Below are 20,165 nucleotides of genomic sequence, written 5' to 3' on the forward strand. Positions count from 1 at the left end.
CAAGGTGCACACGCCTACGGTCGGAGCATGGCCTCGACCAGCACCACGATGGAACAGCACATCGCCGTCTTCGGAGGCAGTGGCAGCGGGAAGACCGTCCTGCTCTCGTCGTTCTACGGCGCCGCCCAGGAGCCGAAGGTCCGGCGGGCGAACCGGTACGCCGTGACCGCGGAGGACCGTGCGCAGGGCCGGACCCTGCACCGCAACTACCTCGGCATGCGCGACAGCTCCACGGTCCCGAGCGCCAACCGGTTCAGCGCCTCCGCGTACCGGTTCGTCATCGAGCCGTCCGCCGACGACCTGCCGAAGGGCCGGTCGAAGCAGAAGGCGGCGAAGCCACTGGGCATCGTGTGGCACGACTACCCGGGCGAGTGGTTCGAGGAGGACCCGAGCTCGGCGGACGAAGAGACCCGCCGGATCGAGACCTTCCGGTCCCTCCTCAGCGCGGACGTCGCCGTCGTCCTCGTCGACGGACAGCTGCTCGCCGAGAACGCCGGAGAGGAGGAGCGCTACCTGAAGGCCCTGCTCACCGACTTCCACACCGGCCTCTACGCCCTGCGCGACGACGTGCTCGAGGACGGCAAGCGCCTGACCCGATTCCCACGCATCTGGACGATCGCACTGTCGAAGGCCGACCTGCTGCCCGACCTGGACGTCGAGGACTTCCGCGAGCTCGTGATCGGCAAGGCCGGCGGCGAGCTCGACGAGCTGCGGAGCGTGCTGCAGAGCTTCGTCGAGGACCCCGACGCGCTCGACGTCGGCGAGGACTTCCTGCTGCTGTCGTCCGCCAAGTTCGAGCCCGGGAAGATCGACGTCACCACCCGCACGGGTGTCGACCTGCTGCTGCCGATGACCGCGATGCTGCCCTTCGAACGCTTCGCGAAGTGGGCCTCCACCCGGCAACGCGGTGCTCAGGTCGCCGAACAGCTGCTGAAGTTCGTCGGACCGGTCGTCGGGTTCCTCGGCACGTCCAAGCTCGTGAAGTCGAACCTGGTCGGTGCCGCCGTCAGCATGATCGGTGGCGGACTCGGCTCGAGGGCCGTCAGCTTCGCCGCCAAGAAGGTCGCGAAGGTGAAGGACCAGGCCGAGGCCGAACGGGAGTTCACCACCCGGGTGCTCGCACGCTTCGCCGAGGACCTGGACCGCGGGGTGGACGACCGTGTCCTGCGCCGAGGAGACGACGCATGAACTTCATCTGGGCCACCCGCGGACGCACCTGGGGCTTCCGCTTCCTGTCGACCGAGCAGCCCGGCCAGGACCCACTGGTCCGCTACGAGGAGGCGTTCGCCGGCGTCCGCGATGTGCCGGCGACGATCCGGCGACGGACCGGGATGCTCGCCGTGCGGTTCCCCGACCCCGAAGGCCGGCAGGACCGCTCCGGTCGGCCGATCCCCCACGAGTTCGTGCTGACCCCGCCGCTCAGCGACTCGGTGCGCTCGGTCGAGGACGCGGTCGCGCAGGTGTGGCCACTGGTGCGGGAGCGGTACGCAGAGGTGTGGGAGCTGCCGAAGGCCCCGGGCTCTGTGTCCGACATGTGACGATCAGCCGACAAGTTCATGGAGTTCGGCATCCGGGGCGCCTGATCACTGAAAACCGGGACGTGGCGGTCGTACGGTCAGCAGGTGAACCCGAATCGCAGACAGTACCGTCGTCCCTCCGCCTTCCCGTGGTGGCTGTGGGTGGTCGCCCCGCTCGCCGTCATCGGCGTCGTCGCCGTCCTCCTCGTCGTGACCTGACACACGGCCCCACGAACGACGAAACCCCCGGAGCCTCTCGGCCCCGGGGGTTTCGTTCAGTGAGCTGAAGCTCAGACGGTCTCGCGCTGGCGACGGACCGAGCCGCGCACGACCAGCAGGCCGCCACCGAGGACGACTGCGCCACCGGCGACCCAGAGGGCCAGGGCGGAGACGGTCGAACCCGTGAAGGCTAGGGAACCGTTGGTGCCGTTCGAGCCAGCAACCGCAGCGGCGTCAGCCGGCGCGATGGTGAAGGACGCGACGCCGACGACACCGGAGGTGGCGCCCGTGGCGGTCAGGTTGTAGGAACCCGAGCCACCCACCGGCAGGGTGACGCGGACGCGGAGGGAGCCGTCGGCGTCGGCGGTGTAGGCCTTTGCGACGGTGGTCACCGGCAGCGCACCGAGCGTCGCGGACGAGACACCGGCACCGGTGATCTGCACGTTGACGGTCTCGTTGTTCTGGAACGCGCCGTCGCTGAAGTTCACGATGACGATGCCACCGGCGACGTAGTTGCCGGAGACGGTGACGGTGGAGTCGGGTGCGTAACCAGCGGCGTTGGCGGCGGCCGGCGTTGCGAGCAGTGCGGCGCCAGCCAGCACGACCGCGGCGATGAGCTTCTTCATGAAGTTTTCCCCTAGTGATCTGATCTGACAGACCCTGATACCAGAGCCCTGCCTCCGCAGAAGTCAATCCCCCACAGCCAATGATGGCGAGTGCGATTGGCGAAGTTCCCTCAATCTAGCGGACTTTCACAGTTTGTTACCACCCGCTGTGCAACGAGTGCGTGAACTGCAGCTGGATCTGCTCTCAGCCTGGGCTCTGCATCGAGCCGCGAGGCGACCTCCCCGGGGCTCACAGCGCACGAAATCCCCGGTCAGTCGGCGCATTGGGCTCTGAAGGAACGGATCTTGCCGCTCGGTGGGAAGGCTTAACACCCGCTCAGGTCGACCGAGACCCCCCGGAGTGGGGGTCACAGAGGACCGCGGTATGTGGCGACTCACCGATCACACCTGCGCTTGCGACGGGGTCTTCTGGCCCTACAGTTCGCGATCCGGTTGCCGCCGATCGACTCAGCCGATCGGGACCGGCTTCGCACAGTCGAACTGCAGCGGCTCGACCTTCGACTGCCGCACGCCGGGCGTGGACTCTGCCTGCACGCCGGCCTTGGCGTACTTGGCGTCGCCGAGGAACGCGACACGGAACGTGGTGCTCTGCCCCGGCGCGAGGAGCGTCTGCAGCTGCGCGACCGGGTGGTCGCCGTCGACCGTCGTCTGCAGACCCGCAGCCTTGCCATCCTGTGAGGCGCCGAGGTAGATGGCGTTCGACGGTGCGTAGACCGCGACGAGCGTCTTGATCTTGCCGGGCTCCGTCCCGAAGGCGCCGCCACCGGTGACGTAACGAGGCAGGCTCGTCGCCGCGTCCGCCGGAGCCGTGTTCTTGAGCGTCACTTCGACCACCGAAGTGGGGCGCCCGTCCTTCCGGCACACCGAGCCGCCGACCGAGACCTGCTTGTCGAGGTAGTAGTCCATCTTCGCGGCGGTGCCGTCGTTGAGGTAGACGCCGAACTCGCGCGTCTGCTTCGACGCCGTCGGCAGGGTCCCGGCCACGGCCGTCCCCGCGATCCGCTGCTGCTCACCCTTGTTCGCGCTCCACAGGCGAAGGCGGCCCTCTCCAGTGCCGTCAGACAGAGCTGTGATGAGCTTCTTCGCGTCGAATCCGCCGCTGGACACCTTGTCGAACACAGCGCTCGCAGCCGAGGCGAAGAACGCGTCCTGCACAGTCGGGTCCGGGTACTTCGCATAGACGTCGCTGAGCAGCAGCTTCACGGCGTTGTCCGACGTCAACGTGTCCCCGGTCGCCAGCTGCACCGGCCCGGTCGCGCGGAGGATGTAGCCGAGCGTCACGGGGTCGATCGCCAGCACCCCGTCGACCTGCTTGCCGAACTTCTGCTTCCACATCTCACGCGCGAGCGCGCCGGTCAGGTCGAACCGCGGCGTCAGGTTGACGTCCTGCATGTACCGCCCGGTGATGTCGCCGTAGAGGCTCTCGGTGTCCGGCGTCAGCGGAAGAACGGGCTTGTCGTACGGGCCGAACGACGAGCCGGCTGCCTGATCACCCAGGCTGACGGCGCCGTCCTTGGCCTGCAGGAGTGCCACTGCCCCCGGGATACCGCCGCCGGCGCGGAGCTCAGCGTTGTTCTGGAACAACAGGACGTAGTTTCGATCTCCGTCATGCCCGAGCATGGCCGGAGCCAGCTGCACGACCTTGTTCGCCGTGACTGCCTGCTGCGACACGGAACCGAGAGCATTGCGGAGGCGGTTCACTGCGGCGGTGACCGGCGAGAGCGTCGCGGCAGTGTCGATCTTGTCTGCAGCAGAGTCGGCCCCCCTCAGGGTCGTCGTCGCTCGGGCTACGGCGGGCTGTGCGTCGACGAGGGGCTGCAGGTCGATGCGCCCGTTCTTCGGGGCGAATGCCTCGGTGTTCAGATCCCCGATGACGCCAGCGACGGGGCGCACCGCTCCGGTCGCGACGTCGTCGACCACGACAGCTATCTCGCGGACAGCGCGGAGGTTCGTCCCGAAGAACGGCGTGTGCTGCGCAGCGCCCCAGACCGGATCCCCGGTCAGACTCCGTGCCGATCCGGCGTTGTCCTCCAGTTCCTGCGCTGTCCGCTTTGCGGCATCAGGGTCACCCGCCGTGATCTGCGACTTCAGCGTGTCGACGAGGCTCACCGAGCGCTCGAGGTGCTGCTTGGCGAGCAGCCCTCGGACACCGACCCAGACGACGGCAGCGAGCAACAGCAGAACGATCGCGAGGACGATCCACAGCACGACACGGGCCCCAGACCCCCGGCGTGCAGCAGTGCGTCGCGACTCGGGAAGGTCGGACATGACTCGATTCTAGGGTTCCTCAAGCCAGGACGCCCCGCCGACTGGTTCGTCGCTCGCGGTCCCGCCATCCGTGACGGCGGTCGTGAGAGACGAGTGCTTTTCGGCATTGCACCTACGATTGGTTCGACCGTCCATCCCATCGAGCGGAGCCATCTGTGAGTCGATCCGTGGCCATTATCGGTACTCGCGGCTATCCCAGTTACTACGGAGGGTTCGAGACCGCGGTACGTCGCCTCGCACCGTTCCTCGCGGATGCAGGGTGGGACGTGACCGTGTACGGCCGGAAGGGTTCTGTCCAGGCGGACGATCCGGAGCGCAACGACGATGTCCGCAGCGTCTACAGCTGGGGGGTCAACTCCAAGTCGCTCAGCACGCTGTCATTCGGTGCGACGGCAACCGCATCTGCCTTTGCACGGAAGCCCGACGTTGCCCTCATCATGAACGTGGCCAACGGATTCTTCCTACCTGCTCTTCGCGCTCGCGGCGTCCCCACGCTGCTCAACGTCGACGGCATCGAGTGGGACCGCGCCAAATGGAACAGAGCCGCGAAAACCGTCTTCCGAGCAGGGGCCGTGATGTCAGCTCGTTGGGCCGATGAGCTCGTGTTCGATGCACGGGCGATCGGAGATCGCTGGAAGCGTGAGTTCCATGCGGACGGCACCTTCATTCCGTACGGTGGAGACACGCATGGGGCGCTGCCGGTCGACGAGGGATTGCAGCACCGAGGGTACGTGCTCTACGTCGCGAGATTCGTCCCCGAGAACAGCATCAACGAGTTCTTCCGGGCCGCAGAAGTACTCGCCGAGCGATGGCCGGTCGTCATCGTCGGGAGCGATGGGTTCCAAGGAGACTTCGACCGTGCCGCGCAGGCGCTGTCAGACCGTTCGCCGCAGATCCGGTGGCTCGGGCATGTCAACGATGACGATCGCTTGAAGGCTCTCTGGCAGCACGCCGGAGCCTACTTCCACGGACACAGTGTCGGCGGGACCAACCCAGCACTGGTTCAGGCGATGGCCAGCGGCGCCCCGACAGTTGCGCGAGACACCGTCTACAACCGCGAGACACTGGCCGAAACGGGTCTGTTCGTGCAGCCGGACGCGGACTCGATCATCGAACGTGTGGACGAGCTGATGACGTCCGGCGACGGCGAGCGATTGGGTCAGGCAGCACACGATCGCGCAGAAGCCGAGTACTCGTGGCACGGCGTCTGCCGCGCCTACGAAACAGCCTTGGCAGATCTGATCGACAAGAAACAGCGATGAGAACCGCTACCCGCTCGGTTCGCATCTACCCTGAGCTCCGAGCGGCGCAGGTGCATCGCGATTCCCAACTGATGCCTGCTGAAGGCTGGTTCTTCAACAGGAACTACGACCTCCCGACGGAGGACGTCCCAGACCACTTCGTCCAGATGAACACGCGGGCGGCTCTGCAGGCCGTCGCCCGCGGCGACGTGAGCGTGCTCGAGGTACCGGAACTTCTCTGGGCGAGGGAACTTCCTCGTACTGTCGCGCTCCTGTTGGTCCACAAGGTGTGTACGCATGGTTCGAGTCGGAGGGTTTTCTACGGAATCGAAAACAACGACCCACGTCGAGCACTGTTCGGAACGAGGGGCTACCCGAGGCTGGCGGTCAAACTCGCGCTCACTCTCGTCGGCGCGACTGCTCGGCTCCTGGTCGATGGGATCGCCTTCGGTTCGCAGGGGGCTCAGCGGAGCTATGACGCCCTCCCGTTCTTCCGTCGCATCCGAAGCGCGCTCATCGAAGAGCTGCCCGCTCGGCCTTCGTCGCAAGTGACCGACTCAAGCGGACGCCGTGGCGCGATCTTCGTGGGCGCACTGGAAGCCCGCAAGGGGATCACTCGATTGCAAGCGGCGTGGGAACAGGTGGAACAAGCGTTGCCAGGGGCAGTCCTCACAATCGTCGGCGACGGCCCCTTGCACGACGACGTCCGGGCATGGTCCGAGGGCAAGCCGGATAGCCGGAAGTTCACTGGCCGGCTCCCGCACGCTCGCGTTGCGGAGCTTCTGCAGGCGAGCACCGTACTCGTCGCCCCTTCCCAGCGCGAAGGGCGTTGGCGTGAGCAGGTCGGCCTCCCCATCAAAGAAGGGCTGGCAGCGGGAGTGACCGTGGTGAGCACATCCGACACAGGACTCTCGTCGTGGCTCGCTGCTCACGGCCACTTCATCGTGGAAGGTACCGACTCGGCGTTGCCGGAGGCAATCGAAACTGCGCTGACTCAGCCACTCGATCCACGGGCGGTTGTGGCAACGCTTCCGGCGGAGGACGGGCGCGTTGTCGCTGATCGATGGCTTCGTGCGGGACAGGAGAACCCTCGATGACAGGTCGCACCGGTGCGGTTGTGGTGCATCACCGCAGCTACGACACCATCGGAACAGTCGTCTCGGACCTCTTGTCACAAGGACTTGAGACAGCTGACATCTTGATCGTGGACAACAGCGAAGAGACGAGCTCGGGAAGGCGGTTGCGTGAGATCTTGCCTCAGGACGTGCCTCTGCTGTTCGTCGCGAACCGGGGATACGGCGCAGCTGTCAACGAGGGAGTCCGCGCGATCCAGACCCGCGCCTCGTACGAGTTCCTCCTGGTCGCAACTCACGAGGTTCACCTCGGAGCCGGTTCACTGGTGGACCTCGAAGCAGCGCTCGACGCGAACCCAGCCATAGGTGCTGTAGGCCCCACCCTCCTCACGACAACGAATGACGGCCGAGACGAAGTGTGGTCGACAGGCGGGAAGTTGACGCGCTGGGCCAGGATTCCGCGACACCACGATCACCGCGCGGAGCCGGACGTCGTCTTCAGCCGTCATGAGCCGGCCGTCGTTCGACGTGTGTGGCTCGACGGGGCCTTCGTCCTCTACCGAGCTCGTCTCCTGGCCGACTTCCGCATCAACGAGTCCTTCTTCATGTACGTCGAGGAAGTCGAGTTGCACCTCCGCCTCGAACGCGCTGGCCATGCGATCGGTTGGGTACCCGCCGCGCGTGTTCATCAGAGCTCCGCCGGGACACCGATGTTCTACCTGGGCCGCAACCTCGTGCTACTTCTCCGCCTGAATGGTCAGCGCCTACGGATCGGCTTGGTCCCGTTCGTCGCGCTGCGAACTGCTCTCCCGCAGTCGGTTCGCCGAAGGAGCATGCGGCCCGTCCTCGATGTGGTCCGAGGCATCAGCCGTGGCCTTCGAGAACGGCTCGTCCGATGAACACACGAACGGTCGTACTGAACCCGCTCGGCGCCGCCCTACTGCACTACCGGCGTGAACTGGTCAGCGTGCTCGAAGCGTCGGGACAGTCGACCGACGTGCTTGAGTTCCCCGAGCCTTCCGCTGGTGGAGGGTCCCGCTCAAGGTGGGTCCTCCGCTACGTCGAAGCGTTGTGGGAGTTGCGTCGAAGGGGACGCACGACAACGCGGCCCTCTCGGGTCGTGATCACCTGGCCCGTCCTCGGATACCTCGATCTGCACATCATCGCGGCATGCTTGCCCGGTGCCTGGTTGACGGTGCATGACCCTGTCCCACTCGTCCGATCACTGGGCTACGGCCCGGTGTCGAGTTTCCTCGCCCGGCTACTCGGTCGACACGCGAAGATCATCGTCCTCAGCGAAGCGGCGGCCAACGAGGTGCGCAAGGCGCTGCCGGCAGCGACACTCGCACTCTTGCCGCATCCGATCCTGGAACCGGAGACCGGGCGATCTCGACCCGCGGGCGACGTCGTGCGGGTGCTCGGTCAGTACAAGGCCGACAGAGACCTCGACCTCCTCAGGTCAATTGCCGAAGACGGCTCCGCGAGCCACTACGCGATCACCGGTCGCGGCTGGCCTGCGGTCGAAGGGTGGCATGTCGACGATCGGTTCGTGCCCGAGGATGAGCTCGACGATCTGATCCGAAGCGCATCTGTGGTTCTGATCCCCTATCGACGCTTCTTCCAAAGCGGTATCGCAGTTCGGTGTTTGGAGCTCGGTACGCCCGTGGTGGGGCCGAGGAACAGCTCCCTCCGAGAGCTCCTCGCGACCCACGAGGAACTCTTGGCGGGTGAGCGTTCGCAGGATTGGGCTCGTGCCACGACAGCGGCGATTGATTTGTCGGCGGACGAACTTCGAGAGCTTAGCCGAGTCGCCAGAGATCAGGCCAAGGAGCTGTGGGGCGAGTTTTGACCGCCCCAAGTCAGAACTGCACGTTTCTCTTTTTTGAGAAGATGAACGAGCAGCCTGCTAGTCGCTTCAACAAGATCGATTTCATTCAGAATGACGATTCCTCGTCGACGTAAGCCGACCGCTGGGCGTGGGCTCATGCCGCTGCAGAAGATCGCACACTTCGGAGTTTGCATATCAGGATGCGGATATTCGACAAACCACCACGAAGGCATTCCGGTGAGCCACGATGAGGTCAACCCGGTACGCGTGTGAGATTCCGGCTTGAGATGCGCTTCAGCCGCAGCGCCGGCTTCTCAACGAGCCGCCAGGAGAGCCAAGCGACACACCAAGTGATGGCGAGCGTCAGTGGGACAAGCCACCACTCGCCCGCGAGGCCGAGGAAGAGGAGCAGGTTGATCACCAGTACATGCCAGATGTACGTGCTGTAGCTGAGATCGCCTACCCGCTCCGTCAAGTGGCCGATAGCCCGAGGCCCGTGATACCCGAAGAAAACGACCATGTAGCTCAGCGGGATCGCAATCAGGAACGGGGAAAGAGGGCCAAGAACGTCCGTATCGAGCGCGATCAGCTTCACTGGTAGGTAGATCGCGCAGGCGACAACAAACAGCCACCACCGGGCAGGAACGCGCTCGCGGTACCTCGCCCAGAAGATACCTGCGGCGAAGAACCCGGCCCGCTCGACGAACGTGTGGTGAACGACTGCTTCCGAGGTGTGACCACCGAGGACCGCCCCGATGCTGATGACGATGGAGACCAGGACGAAACCGGCGAGCATTCGGGGGAAGCCGAAGCGGCGAGCGGCGAGAACCAGCACAGGGACGATGAGGTAGAAGCTAACCTCAGCGGGGATGGTGTACAGCTGACCGTTTATGACGCCGGTACCAACGTGTTGCCAGGTCGGCGGGTCATAGTTCGGCAGAAGGACCAGGCTACTACCGAGCCACACGACCAGCGGGAACTTGAAAAGGTTTGCGAGGGTCACGGCACCGGCCGCAACGAGCACGAGCGGCGCGATGACAGCGAACGCGTAGATACCGGGCGCGACCCGGAGATATCGATTCCAAAAGAAGTCTCGCCAGCGGCCTGTTCGGGTCCACGTCGACTCGCCAGACCGGTAGACGAGCATGCCACTCATGATGAAGAACATGCCGACGCCGTCGAAAAGCTGCGAAGCGTTCCAGAGAAAGCTTGTGTGAAAGTCAGCTTGAGCATGAGCGAGGACGACGACGGAGGCAGCGAAGAGGCGCAGGAAGTCAAGGCTGTTCTCGCGGCTCGTGCGCGGGTGTTCGACGGCCACCAGGCCCCTTCCGTCGGCTGATCTTCAGCCTAAGGGCTCCTCTGAGCGCTTGTCACTGCCTGTAGTCTCGCCGCTGTGCAGAGAATCATCGTTGCGATCGGAGCCGTCGTCGCGACGACGTTCGCGGCCTACGCCGTCGTGCAGTCGCCGTTAGCGCTCGTCGCCGTGCTGGGCGCGGCGGTCATCCTGCTCCTGCTGATGCGGCCCACCTGGTCCATCTATCTCGCGCTGATCCTGTCCAGCAGCGCGCTGCCGGCCTTCCTGCCGACCACGTTCGATGTCGCAGGCCTCACGCTGCACGCCCACGAACCGTTCCTGGTGGTCGCCCTCGTCTACTCAGTGGCCAAGTTCCCAGCAAGCCGACGGGCAAATCTGGTCGCACTCGCCTTCGCGGGATCGATGGCCGTGGCGTTGCTCGTCGGCCTCGCTCACCAGAACCCGATCTCGAAAATCCTCTACGACGTCCGGCCACTGCTGGAGACAGCGGCCGCCGTGATCATCGCGAGCCGCGTCTTCAGGACCCCGATCGCGGAACGGTGCTTCAAGGTTCTCGGTTGGGTGCTGTGGATCTCCGCCCTGGTGACCCTTGCGGGGGCGACGACCGGACTGGCTGTGGGAGGGCGCACCGAAGACGCTTCGCTCACCTCCGTCACTGGGGACAGCGCTGCAGCGACACGCCTTCTGACGGAGGCGACGTTTCCGGCTCTCGCGGTCCTATGCGGCGTTCTTGCGCTGGCAGTCGCAGGCAGGGTCCGCGTTCGTGACTCGTGGATGCTCAGCACGCCCGCGCTTCTGATCGTCGTGCTCAGCTTCTCTCGCAACTCGATCCTCGCGGTGGCAGTTGCCATCCTGTTCGCCATCGTTGCGAATCGGCAAGTAGGAACCTTTGTCCGCGGCTCGGCAATTGTCGTGTCCGCGTTGGCGGTCTTCGGGTTGCTCGTCGTGCTCGGACCAGTGCTGGCGCAGCTGCCGGGTGGGGAATTCATCAACACGCAGGTACACAGCTACAGCGACCGTGTCGTGAGTGGATTGACGTCTACCGTGCAGGCCACCGACCCATCGGTGCAGTTCCGATCGAGGGAGAACGCGTTCCTGCTGCAGGGGTTTCAGTCGTCGCCCGTGTTCGGGCACGGGTTCGGATACGCGTACAAGCCCTCGACTGGTAACGCGAGCTTCCTGCTGGACTACGCCCCGTACTTCGCGCACAACTTCTACGGGTGGCTTGCCGTGAAGGGCGGGGCATTGAGCGTGCTACTCCTGGTCGCGTCGGTCGCAAGTCCACTGCTGCGCTCGCTCGGTGATGCATCGAAGACCACGTTTGCTCTTGCCGCAGCGTTCGCCGCCATGCTGGCAGTTTCCATCGTCGCGCCGGTGGCGCTGAGCACCAACTCGGCGCTCCTCTTCGGAGGTCTGCTCGGGGCCCTCGCCGCAGCAACAGATCGGTCAGGCCAAGCAGAACCTGCCGACAAACCTGTCCGTGTCCTCACGTCGCTGTGATTCGCTCGCGCTGACAGGGCGTTTCCACCAGCGCACGAGGACAGTATTGCGTGCATGCAGCGCAACTCAATCCTGCCGGTCTGGGCAACGCGGCCCACGGAGAGACCTACCTCACCGAGTTACCGCTGACTGATGCCGCGAAGATCGCGAGCTCATCGGCCATCTGCGCTGAAGTAAAACTCGCGACGACTCGTTCGCGCGCCTTTCCGCCCATGGCTCTTGCCACGTCGTGGTCCTCGAGCAGAGTCAAGATCCTCGAAGCCAGAGCGCGGTCGTCGTTACATGGCACCAAGAATCCAGTCTCTCCGTTCTGGACGTAGTCATCGAGGCCCGGCGTCTCGGTGATGACCACGGGACGTCCGACCGCCATGGCTTCAAGAGAGACGGTCATGCCAGAGGCATGCATGTTCGGTCGGGTCGCGATCGCAACAACCGATGCTCGTTCGTATGCTTCCCGCAGCTGGAGGTGTGTCAGGTAGGGGACGACTGTGACGCCGTCAGGCGGCTGCAGCAGCGTTCGCGACTGCACCATGACCTCGATCGTCGGGCGCTCTCGTCGAACGATCTCGATGGCCCGGAACAGAGTCGCGGGGTCTCGGTCCCGGTCACCCCCAGCGCTGAACAACATGGGCGCGCTCGGGAACGGCTTCTCAGCAAAGAACTCGTGGTCGACTCCGAAGCGGAGGTACCGGACCGGCGGTCCGCCGGCGCCGAGCCAGCGTTCGACGATTTCCACCTGCGGCTTGCTCAAGGTCCACACCAGACTCATCCGCCGGAGAGCCTGACGGGAGAGACGCTGCTTCAGCCGCGCGGCCATGGAGTTCGGAGCGTCCGTCGCCCAGATCACGCCACTCAGGGCGACGTCTGCCGGGTACTGCTCGAGCATCCGAAGCGCGACGTCCTCCTCCCAGCTGAGTGAGATCGTCGTCTGCCGGCTGTCACGCTGCCGCTCCCTCCGTGCGAGTAGGGCTCGCAGGAGTCGCAGGGGGCGGAGCGGTCCGACTTCGACAGCTCGTGCTTCCTGGAATCGGCGTGTGACGCCGTCCAACCCGTAGGGCCACCGATCGGGGATCAACCCACTCGCGTGACGCTGCTCCCATGACGGAACATCCCGCCCTTGAGCGAAGACGATGTTCATCCCTGATCGGGGACCACCGGATTGCACTGTCATCGCGCCTCGTCCCGCTGGAGAGCTTCATCGATCCACCTCGCCGGATCGACGTCGCCGTCACCGGAGACGAACAGGAAGTCACCGAGGTCGCCGGTGCTCGCGTTCATCACACCTGCGATCTTGCCGTAGTTGTTGTCGGCTACGACATGGGGCTTCCGCAGCAGGAGTGCGAGGACATGAGCGTGGAGTCGATCAGTCGCAATCACACGACTTCCTCGGAAGAGGCGCAGGCCGTCTCGGAGGTTGAGGGCAGCGAGAGCGCGGTACGCGAATGACATCGCCGGGTAGTAGGCGGGCAGTGACGCGAGCTTCGGCACCGTCCGGGCGAGGCCCAGCGGGACGCGAGCCAACCGCCAGAGCAGCGCGTCGATGCCGCTCAGCCCCCAGTCGGCTGTGCGATCACGACGGCCAGGGCGTGCTTGCACGAATCGGCTGATCCCGATGCCCCGCTCGTGATCTCGCCGGGCAAGCACGAGAACATCGACCTTCTCATTCGTGCGCCCTCCCCCGGCTCTCGGCTGCCAACCGAGGGCCGCGTCATGGCAGAACTGCACTCGCACGTCGGGGAGCGTCGCTCGTGCACGAGCATGCGACTGCCAATCCCGTACGAGGAGATGGAAGTCGTCGTGTTGCCCGAAAACCTGGTTCGCTGCCTCTGCTGCGGCAGGGTCACGGAACTCGATGGACTGCGGGAGCTGGATCACACGTCTGTTCGGGTAGAGCGAGACGATCCGTTCCCGGAAGCGCTGGAAGTCCGGCCAGAGGTCGCCGAAGTTGCCTCCGCCGTGGAGCAAGATCGGGCCGTCAGGAACCAACTTGTCCAGGAGCTCCCGCGAGAAGCGTTGGATGTCGGTCCGATACCGCACACGGAGGCCGAGACCAGCCAGATGGTCGAGTTCGCCACGCCAGATCATGGTGTCGCCCACGTTCTGGTGATTGGGAAAGTCCAGGAGCGCGACGTCTCGGTGCGGTCCGACGAGCGCCTGCAGGACAGCTTGCGTCTCGTGCCGCAACTGCTCGAGACTCTGCGGCCGCGCGGCAGCCTTCGGTTCGCTTGATCGGTTCACAACTCGAGCCTTCCCATGGTCACGAAACTCCGCCACGGCAACACGTTCCTGAGGAGAACGGCGGTGACTCCACTCCCGACGAGGAAGGCCACCGCGGCGACGATCCCCGAGCCGTGCAGGTCGGACACAGTTGCAGCGAGAAGCCACAACCCCACGGCAGCGCCGCCACCGGCGGCGAGGATCAGCACCGGTCGGGCGACTGCACGGGTCCAGTCGAGCAGGGTGAAGCGCAGGACCCTTGCGGCCCGGACGAGGTAGAACGGCTCGATCACGATGAGTGGCAGTGTCAGACCGAGAGCGATGCCCGGCAGGCCCAACACCGCGCCGAAGAACAGGGAACCACCGACCGTCAGGAGCATCCAGATCAGCTGCGGGACGAAGAACACACCGGGTGCGCCGGACGCATCGGCGGCGGGGATCAGTGGAAGGTGGATCGCGTTGACCATGAGGCCGGCCAGCAGAACGACCATCGTCACAGCGATCGTGGCGATGGGGACTCCTGGGCCGAGCCAGATCCGGATGACGTCCTGCGCAGCGATCATGAGGACGGCGCACCCCGCGACGCTGAGCGACAGGGTGACGAAGCAGATCGACAAGAGGGCCCGTCGCGCTTCGGCAGGTGCAGCGACGTTGAGGCGGCTCAAAGCCGGACGGAAGGGGTCGTTCGCCCACCCGATGAGTTGTCGGACACTGGTGTAGACCCGGAAAGCAGCGTTGTAGTAGGTGACGTCCTGCGGCCGCAGCGTGACGCCGGCCGCGATGGTCCCTGCTTGGAGCAGTAACGCGCCGACGGCGTTCACGGCGAACGACCGCACACTGTAGGAGAGCATGTAGCGAAGCGTCCCTCCCGGGAATCCTGCCCACTTCATGCGCGCGAGCTTCCGCATGCGGACTGTTGCCCAGGAAAGGCAGACCGGGACGATCACGGCGATCGCCTCAGCCATTGCGACGAAGACGATGTCCCGGAGAACCAGACACGCGACGAGCGTCAGCACGACACGGACGAGCACCCCGACCGCTTGGTTGCGCCGCTCGATCGGCAGGAGCCCCGCTCCGTTCAGAGCCGAGCCGAACGGCTTGAGGAGCAGTGCTCCGAGCATCGCCACACCGACGAGCAGCAACGTCAGGGATTCGGGTTGTGTGAGGACTTCCTGGGCCTTGCCCGACCAGAGGTACAGGTAGGCGACGACGAGGAACACAGGTGCCACGACCACCAGGGCCAGCGCATTCCAGATCAACCCGGCTTGCAGGAAGGCTCCGAGGTCGCGCTCCTCCCCACCAGCTCGGGAGCGCGACCCGAAGTGGACGATCGCAGTACCCACTCCGAGGTCCGAGTAGTTGAGGTACTGCGCGATCGCTGAGACGACGAGCCAGATCCCGTACTGCTCAGCAGACACCGTGCTGATGATGACGGGCAGTAGGACGATCCCGGCGATCAGGCCGGCGACACCGGCTCCTGCGCTGCTGAGAACCCCTGCCAGGCCGCGGTGACCACCGCGTCCCTTGCGTGCCATCAATACGCCCCACTGCTGCGGACGACGGCTCTGAGCGTCTTCCAGAGGATCACGATGTCGGCGACCATCGACCAGTTCTCGACGTAGTAGAGGTCCAACCGCACGGAGTCCTCCCAGGACAGATCCGATCGGCCACTCACCTGCCACAACCCGGTCATGCCGGGCTTCACGAGGAACCGGCGGTGGACGTGGGAGTCGTAGCGCGCCACCTCCTTGGCGAGCGGCGGCCGCGGGCCGACCAGCGACATGTCGCCGACCAGGACGTTCAACAGCTGCGGCACCTCATCCAGGCTGTACCGCCGCATGAACGCCCCGACACGGGTGACACGGGGGTCGTTCTTCATCTTGAACAGGACGTCGTTGCCCTCGGCGCGGTCCAGCTGGCTGAGCTCCTGCAGGCGGGCTTCGGCATCGACGACCATCGACCGGAACTTGATCATCCGGAAGGTGGCACCGTTCAGGCCGACGCGTTCCTGGCGGAAGAACACGGGGCCCGGGGACGTGGTCTTCACCACGAGCGCCAGGATCAGCAGGACGGGCGACAGGACGATGATCAGCAGGGCGGACCCGACCAGGTCGAAGGCACGCTTCGTGTAGAGCTTGCGCCCCGAGTAGGTCGGCGTCTCGACGTGGATCAGCGGCAGACCTTGGACCGGACGCGTGTGGATGCGCGGGCCGCCGATGTCAGTCAGGCTCGGGGCGACGACCAGGTGCTGTCGGCCGGGCTCCAGCGACCAGCTGAGCTGGCGGACGCGCTCCGGGGGCAGGTCGTCGGCACTGGTGATGACGACGGTGTCGGCACCGGTGGCGGCGAGGGCGTCCGTCAGGTCGTCGAAGCCACCGAAGCTCTGCACGGTCGACCCGGGCAGGACTCCGCGGGTCCCCGCCGACACCGCTGCGCCGACGACGCGGTAGCCGGCCTCCGGCGAGCGTCCGAGCTCGCGTGCCAGGTGCAGCACGCTGGCGGTCGAGCCCACCAGTAGGACCTTCGCGGAGTAGTTGCCGCGCTTGCGCTCGGCGACCAGCCACTGGCGCCAGATCCACCGCGACAGCAGCAGCACGACGATGCCGACCGGGAACGCGATGAGGATGTAGCCGCGGGCCAGATCGACGTGGAGCAGGTACGCGGCGATCGCCAGGACCCCGAAGACACGCACGCTCGAATCGGCCACCAGGCGGTACTCGGTGCTGCCGACGCCGATGACGCGGTCACCACGGGTGTCGTAGAGGGCCAGAGCGGTCATCCACACGGCGATCACGACGATGGAGATCCCGGTGTAGCTCAGGCGCAGGTCAGCCGTGTTGGTGGCCAGGTTCGAGTCGAGACCGAGCCACGCGATCTGCACGCCGAACACGACCCAGAACAGCGCGAGCAGGTCGGTGATCAGGACGCGGCGCGAGAACGACCGGCTCCACTCCTCGGTGGAGCCCGTCGACGGGGAGACCCGCACCGCGCCCGCTGTCATGTCCGCCACCGGCTCACCACGTCGCACCGCCGTCGGTCGAGACCGCGACGGTGTCGCCGGCCCAGAGCCAGACGTCGTCCCCGGATCGGTCCAGGCTGATCGGCCCCTCGGTGGCGGCGTCCGCGTCACAGCCGATCGGAGTGGTCGTCGTCGCGGGCGTCACACCGACGGCGGGCATCGACTCGATCTGCACGCCGTCACAGGTGTCGGTGCCGATGCGGGCGAGCGAGTAGTCGTTGCCGGCGTCGGCCATCGAGCGGACGCCGTCGAGCGGCACGTCCACCCAGTCGCCGGTACCGGACCGCCAGTCGAGCTGACCGTCGCAGATCACGACGGAGGTCTGCTTGCCCTGGAACGCCTCGATCGGGTCGCTGCAGGGCGGGTCGACGACACCGGTCGACAGGACGACACCCGCGGTCGAGATGCCCGCCCCGGCATCGCCGTCCGCGGCGGCGTTCCAGGTCACGCCGTCGTCGGTGCTGGAACGGACCGTGGGCGTGCAGTCGTCGCCGACACCGGCCAGGACCGTCAGGCTCGCGCTGGAGGCGCGGATCGCCATGACCGACGAGACGTCGCCTCCCAGCGTGACCGGCTTCCAGGTCGCTCCCGCGTCGAGGGTGTGCTCGAGGGTGGGGGCGGGACCGCCGCACGTGCCGCCGGTCGCGCGCCATGCCTCCTGGCCGTCGACCGCGGCGAGGGACCGACGTGCGCCGGCGGCGTCAGCGGTGGGGCTCGGTGATGGGCTCGTGCTGGAGCGCGGTGAGCTGGAGAAGGTCGGGATGGGGCCCGCCGGGTCACCTGAGTTCGGTGCGGTGCGTCCCAGTGCGAGCGTGACGAGTGCGATGTCGATGACGACCAGCACGACGATCACGATGGCGACCCAGATCAGGGTCGTTCGTGTACGCGTCGAGCCGAGGTTTCGGGTCCCCCGGCGTGCGTTCATGTCCCCCGACCTCGCTTCAGCGCTCGGCGCGACTCAGCGCGCCGAGCTTCTTCCCGCCGCGCTTCGGCGGCTTGACCTTCGGTGTGTTCTCGTCCTCTTCGAGGCCGTAGCCGTACCCGTAGCCGTACCGGCCGTAGCCGTAGGCGCCCGGGCCGCGGACGGGCATCATCGTGATGACGAAGCCGGCGATGGGCGCACCCACGCTCTCGAGTGCGGAGACCGCGGCGGCGAACTGGCCCTTGTGCGTCTTGCCCGAGGCCACGGCGACGATCGCGCCGGAGGCCTTCTTCGCCAGGATCGCCGCGTCGGTGACGGGCAGCAGCGGCGGGGCGTCGAACAGGACGTAGTCGAACTCGCCCTCCAGGCGTTCGATGAGGTCCTGCATGGCGCGGGAACCGAGGAGCTCGGACGGGTTCGGCGGGATCTGACCGGCCGGCAGCACGACGAGGTTGCCACGGCCCCAGGGCTGGGCGACGTCCTCCAGCTCGGCACGCCCGATGAGCACGTCGGTCAGGCCGGCGTTGGTCTCGACCTCCATGTACTCGGCGACGCGGGGACGACGGAGGTCGGCGTCGATCAGGATGACGCGGAAGCCGGCGCTGTCGAGCGCGATCGCCAGGTTGGCGACCGTGGTGCTCTTGCCCTCGGACTGCACGGACGACGTCATCACGAAGGTGCGGGCGCCGGTGCCGATGTCCAGGAACTGCAGGTTCGTGCGGAGCGTGCGGAACGACTCGGCACGCGGGCTGCGTGGGTCGACCTGCACGATCAACGGACGCTCCGAGGCCTTGCTGTCGAAGGCGATACCGCCGACGACCGGCTTGTCGCTGATCTTCTCGACGTCCTGCTCGGTACGGACGCGGTTGTCCAGCGTCTCGCGGAGGACGGCGATGCCGACGCCCAGTGCGAGACCGACCAGGAGGCCCAGGGCCACGTTGACGGGGACGTTGGGGCTGACCGGACTGCTCGGCACGTCGGCCTGCTTCACGCGGGTGAGCTTGACGCTGCTCGTTCCCTCGGCGTCGGTGGCCTCGATGTCCTCGACGACGTTGGTCAGGCTCTGCGAGGTCGCGTTCGCGATGTCTGCCGCCTGGACCGGGTCCGTGTCGTTCACGCTGATCGAGATCAGGGTCGTGCTCGTCGGCGCGGTCGCGGACACCATCGTCGCGAGCTGGTCGGCGTTCATGTCGAGCTGGAGCTTCGAGATGACCGGCAGGAGCACGATCGGCGTCGACACCAGGTTCGAGTACGTCAGGACGCGCTGCTGGGTGAAGGTGTTGCCCTGCGCCAGGTCACTCGCGCTGCCGGAGGTCTCCGTCGAGACGAAGACCTGCGCCGAAGCGGAGTACACCGGCTTCTTCAGCAGGGAGAAGCCCGCGGCAGCGGCGACCCCGACGAGTGCCAAGACCAGGATGAGGACCCATCCCTTACGTAGCACGGTGATGTAGTCGCGTAGTTCCACGCGGCCCGCCTTCCCCGACGATCCCGCCGCTCTCCCGTGGTCCCGACACGAGTGCACTGGGGATGTCCCAGCAGACGGCATTCAAATAGTGCCACATGATCGAGCAACGCTCGGCTGTATCGGCCGTTCTGGGCCTCCCGTCCTCTACGGTGAGCCCATGAGCACCGAGTCCGACGTGACCCACGCCGAGCCCGACACCAGTCGCCAGCGGGACCTCGTGATCCTGCTGGTCGCGCTGGGGGTGGCGGTCATCCTGGCCCGGGTCGCGGCCGGCTTCAGCACCGCGGGGAAGATCCAGCCGCCCGTGATGCAGGTCCTGGTCGCCGACTTCGCCGTCTGGCTGCCGCTCGTCGCGGGCATCGTCTGGGTGCTGCGACGATCGGCGGGTACGGACCATGCGGCGCGCCTGCGACTGGGACTCGGCGACGCGATCTTCGCGATCGGCATCGTGATCCTCTGCCGGGTCTTCGACGTGTTCCTCGGTCTGGCCTTCACCGGCTCGACCGGTCTCGCGCCGGCACCGACCCTCGGGACGCCGGACATCGGCCTGCTCGTCGTGTCGGCCATCGGCATCGTCCTGGTCAGCCCGTTCCTGGAAGAGGTCTTCTTCCGCGGGCTCTTCCAGCGCCGGATGGCCGCTGAGCTGACGCCGCGGACCCGCTTCCTGGCCGTGCTGCTCACCGCGTTCCTGTTCGCGGTCCTGCACGTCCTGCTCGGAGCCGGCGGGACCCAGCTCGAGGGCTTCCGGGTGTTCCTGACGATCTTCGCCCTGGGGTCGTTGACCGGCACCCTGGTCGCGATGACGAACCGCATCGGCGGCGCGATCCTGGCGCACGTGCTGTTCAACGCGGTCGCGGTCGTCGCGACCTGGCCTCGCTGAGTCGAGCCGCGCCTCCCGGCACGCGACAGCGACAGCCGCGACCGGACCCGCGACCAGAGGATGACCCCGGTCATC

The 20,165-nt window shown here is 66.3% G+C and carries 17 protein-coding genes; 8 read left to right on the forward strand and 9 right to left on the reverse strand.

The window, feature by feature from the left end; all coding sequences use genetic code 11:
- The first annotated feature begins 27 nt into the window (after nt 1-27).
- Both DEJ33_RS15245 and DEJ33_RS15250 read left to right on the forward strand, forming a co-directional pair.
- Nucleotides 28-1,188 carry an ATP/GTP-binding protein gene (locus DEJ33_RS15245; RefSeq protein WP_111195419.1) on the forward strand — a complete coding sequence of 387 codons (1,161 nt, stop codon included), beginning with the start codon at nt 28-30 and terminating at the stop codon, nt 1,186-1,188.
- The gene (locus DEJ33_RS15250) at nt 1,185-1,538 is read left to right on the forward strand and encodes a hypothetical protein (protein ID WP_111195420.1); all 354 of its coding nucleotides are present in this window, start codon (nt 1,185-1,187) and stop codon (nt 1,536-1,538) included. Before DEJ33_RS15245 ends, DEJ33_RS15250 begins: the two co-directional genes overlap by 4 nt.
- Before the next feature lie 269 nt (nt 1,539-1,807).
- On the opposite strand, the gene DEJ33_RS15255 is transcribed toward DEJ33_RS15250, so the two are convergent.
- Nucleotides 1,808-2,362: a hypothetical protein gene (locus tag DEJ33_RS15255; RefSeq protein WP_111195421.1), complete on the reverse strand. Its 555-nt coding sequence runs from the start codon at nt 2,360-2,362 to the stop codon at nt 1,808-1,810.
- A 447-nt stretch (nt 2,363-2,809) separates the two neighbouring features.
- The gene (locus DEJ33_RS15260) at nt 2,810-4,630 is read right to left on the reverse strand and encodes a DUF4012 domain-containing protein (RefSeq protein WP_111195422.1); all 1,821 of its coding nucleotides are present in this window, start codon (nt 4,628-4,630) and stop codon (nt 2,810-2,812) included.
- Between the two features lie 167 nt (nt 4,631-4,797).
- Here DEJ33_RS15260 and DEJ33_RS15265 point away from each other — a divergent pair, with 167 nt between their 5' ends.
- The 4 genes from DEJ33_RS15265 to DEJ33_RS15280 are packed head-to-tail and all read left to right on the forward strand — an operon-like array spanning nt 4,798 to nt 8,793.
- Nucleotides 4,798-5,892, forward strand: a complete 1,095-nt coding sequence (locus DEJ33_RS15265; RefSeq protein ID WP_258378186.1) for a glycosyltransferase — start codon at nt 4,798-4,800, stop codon at nt 5,890-5,892.
- Nucleotides 5,889-6,968, forward strand: coding sequence for a glycosyltransferase (locus DEJ33_RS15270; RefSeq protein ID WP_111195424.1), 1,080 nt, complete (start codon nt 5,889-5,891; stop codon nt 6,966-6,968). The genes DEJ33_RS15265 and DEJ33_RS15270 overlap by 4 nt, the downstream gene beginning before the upstream one ends.
- Nucleotides 6,965-7,843 (forward strand): glycosyltransferase, encoded by an 879-nt coding sequence (locus tag DEJ33_RS15275; protein ID WP_181437325.1) that lies wholly within the window; start codon nt 6,965-6,967, stop codon nt 7,841-7,843. Before DEJ33_RS15270 ends, DEJ33_RS15275 begins: the two co-directional genes overlap by 4 nt.
- The gene (locus DEJ33_RS15280; protein ID WP_146242651.1) at nt 7,840-8,793 is read left to right on the forward strand and encodes a glycosyltransferase family 4 protein; all 954 of its coding nucleotides are present in this window, start codon (nt 7,840-7,842) and stop codon (nt 8,791-8,793) included. The genes DEJ33_RS15275 and DEJ33_RS15280 overlap by 4 nt, the downstream gene beginning before the upstream one ends.
- A gap of 232 nt (nt 8,794-9,025) precedes the next feature.
- Here the strand turns inward: DEJ33_RS15280 and DEJ33_RS15285 are convergent, their stop codons facing one another.
- Nucleotides 9,026-10,090: an acyltransferase gene (locus tag DEJ33_RS15285; protein WP_181437326.1), complete on the reverse strand. Its 1,065-nt coding sequence runs from the start codon at nt 10,088-10,090 to the stop codon at nt 9,026-9,028.
- Between the two features lie 75 nt (nt 10,091-10,165).
- On the opposite strand from DEJ33_RS15285, the gene DEJ33_RS15290 reads away from it, so the two are divergent.
- On the forward strand, nt 10,166-11,587 hold the full coding sequence (locus DEJ33_RS15290; RefSeq protein WP_111195428.1) for an O-antigen ligase: 1,422 nt from the start codon (nt 10,166-10,168) through the stop codon (nt 11,585-11,587).
- Nucleotides 11,588-11,693: 106 nt separating this feature from the next.
- Here the strand turns inward: DEJ33_RS15290 and DEJ33_RS15295 are convergent, their stop codons facing one another.
- From DEJ33_RS15295 to DEJ33_RS15320, 6 genes are all read right to left on the reverse strand, one after another.
- Nucleotides 11,694-12,473: a glycosyltransferase family 4 protein gene (locus DEJ33_RS15295; protein ID WP_181437327.1), complete on the reverse strand. Its 780-nt coding sequence runs from the start codon at nt 12,471-12,473 to the stop codon at nt 11,694-11,696.
- Between the two features lie 281 nt (nt 12,474-12,754).
- Nucleotides 12,755-13,825, reverse strand: a complete 1,071-nt coding sequence (locus DEJ33_RS15300) for a polysaccharide pyruvyl transferase family protein (RefSeq protein WP_146242652.1) — start codon at nt 13,823-13,825, stop codon at nt 12,755-12,757.
- Nucleotides 13,822-15,339: a lipopolysaccharide biosynthesis protein gene (locus DEJ33_RS15305; protein WP_111195431.1), complete on the reverse strand. Its 1,518-nt coding sequence runs from the start codon at nt 15,337-15,339 to the stop codon at nt 13,822-13,824. Before DEJ33_RS15305 ends, DEJ33_RS15300 begins: the two co-directional genes overlap by 4 nt.
- Entirely contained in the window at nt 15,339-16,805 is a 1,467-nt protein-coding gene (locus tag DEJ33_RS15310; protein ID WP_111195445.1) for a sugar transferase, read from the reverse strand. Before DEJ33_RS15310 ends, DEJ33_RS15305 begins: the two co-directional genes overlap by 1 nt.
- A 13-nt stretch (nt 16,806-16,818) precedes the next feature.
- Nucleotides 16,819-17,748: a hypothetical protein gene (locus DEJ33_RS15315; RefSeq protein ID WP_111195432.1), complete on the reverse strand. Its 930-nt coding sequence runs from the start codon at nt 17,746-17,748 to the stop codon at nt 16,819-16,821.
- A 16-nt stretch (nt 17,749-17,764) separates the two neighbouring features.
- Entirely contained in the window at nt 17,765-19,210 is a 1,446-nt protein-coding gene (locus tag DEJ33_RS15320) for a polysaccharide biosynthesis tyrosine autokinase (protein ID WP_111195433.1), read from the reverse strand.
- Nucleotides 19,211-19,367: 157 nt separating this feature from the next.
- Here DEJ33_RS15320 and DEJ33_RS15325 point away from each other — a divergent pair, with 157 nt between their 5' ends.
- Entirely contained in the window at nt 19,368-20,090 is a 723-nt protein-coding gene (locus tag DEJ33_RS15325) for a CPBP family intramembrane glutamic endopeptidase (protein WP_111195434.1), read from the forward strand.
- The last annotated feature ends 75 nt before the right edge of the window (nt 20,091-20,165 follow it).

It is taken from the genome of Curtobacterium sp. MCPF17_047 (assembly GCF_003234045.1).
In the GTDB taxonomy this organism is placed as follows: domain Bacteria; phylum Actinomycetota; class Actinomycetes; order Actinomycetales; family Microbacteriaceae; genus Curtobacterium.

Excerpts from the sequence above, each read along its gene's own strand:
- DEJ33_RS15245 (WP_111195419.1), top strand. The coding sequence starts at position 28 with ATGGCCTCGACCAGCACCACGATGGAACAGCACATCGCCGTCTTCGGA.
- DEJ33_RS15250 (WP_111195420.1), top strand. The coding sequence starts at position 1,185 with ATGAACTTCATCTGGGCCACCCGCGGACGCACCTGGGGCTTCCGCTTC.
- DEJ33_RS15255 (WP_111195421.1), bottom strand. The coding sequence starts at position 2,362 with ATGAAGAAGCTCATCGCCGCGGTCGTGCTGGCTGGCGCCGCACTGCTC.
- DEJ33_RS15260 (WP_111195422.1), bottom strand. The coding sequence starts at position 4,630 with ATGTCCGACCTTCCCGAGTCGCGACGCACTGCTGCACGCCGGGGGTCT.
- DEJ33_RS15270 (WP_111195424.1), top strand. The coding sequence starts at position 5,889 with ATGAGAACCGCTACCCGCTCGGTTCGCATCTACCCTGAGCTCCGAGCG.
- DEJ33_RS15275 (WP_181437325.1), top strand. The coding sequence starts at position 6,965 with ATGACAGGTCGCACCGGTGCGGTTGTGGTGCATCACCGCAGCTACGAC.
- DEJ33_RS15280 (WP_146242651.1), top strand. The coding sequence starts at position 7,840 with ATGAACACACGAACGGTCGTACTGAACCCGCTCGGCGCCGCCCTACTG.
- DEJ33_RS15295 (WP_181437327.1), bottom strand. The coding sequence starts at position 12,473 with ATGCTCGAGCAGTACCCGGCAGACGTCGCCCTGAGTGGCGTGATCTGG.
- DEJ33_RS15305 (WP_111195431.1), bottom strand. The coding sequence starts at position 15,339 with ATGGCACGCAAGGGACGCGGTGGTCACCGCGGCCTGGCAGGGGTTCTC.
- DEJ33_RS15310 (WP_111195445.1), bottom strand. The coding sequence starts at position 16,805 with ATGACAGCGGGCGCGGTGCGGGTCTCCCCGTCGACGGGCTCCACCGAG.
- DEJ33_RS15315 (WP_111195432.1), bottom strand. The coding sequence starts at position 17,748 with ATGAACGCACGCCGGGGGACCCGAAACCTCGGCTCGACGCGTACACGA.
- DEJ33_RS15325 (WP_111195434.1), top strand. The coding sequence starts at position 19,368 with ATGAGCACCGAGTCCGACGTGACCCACGCCGAGCCCGACACCAGTCGC.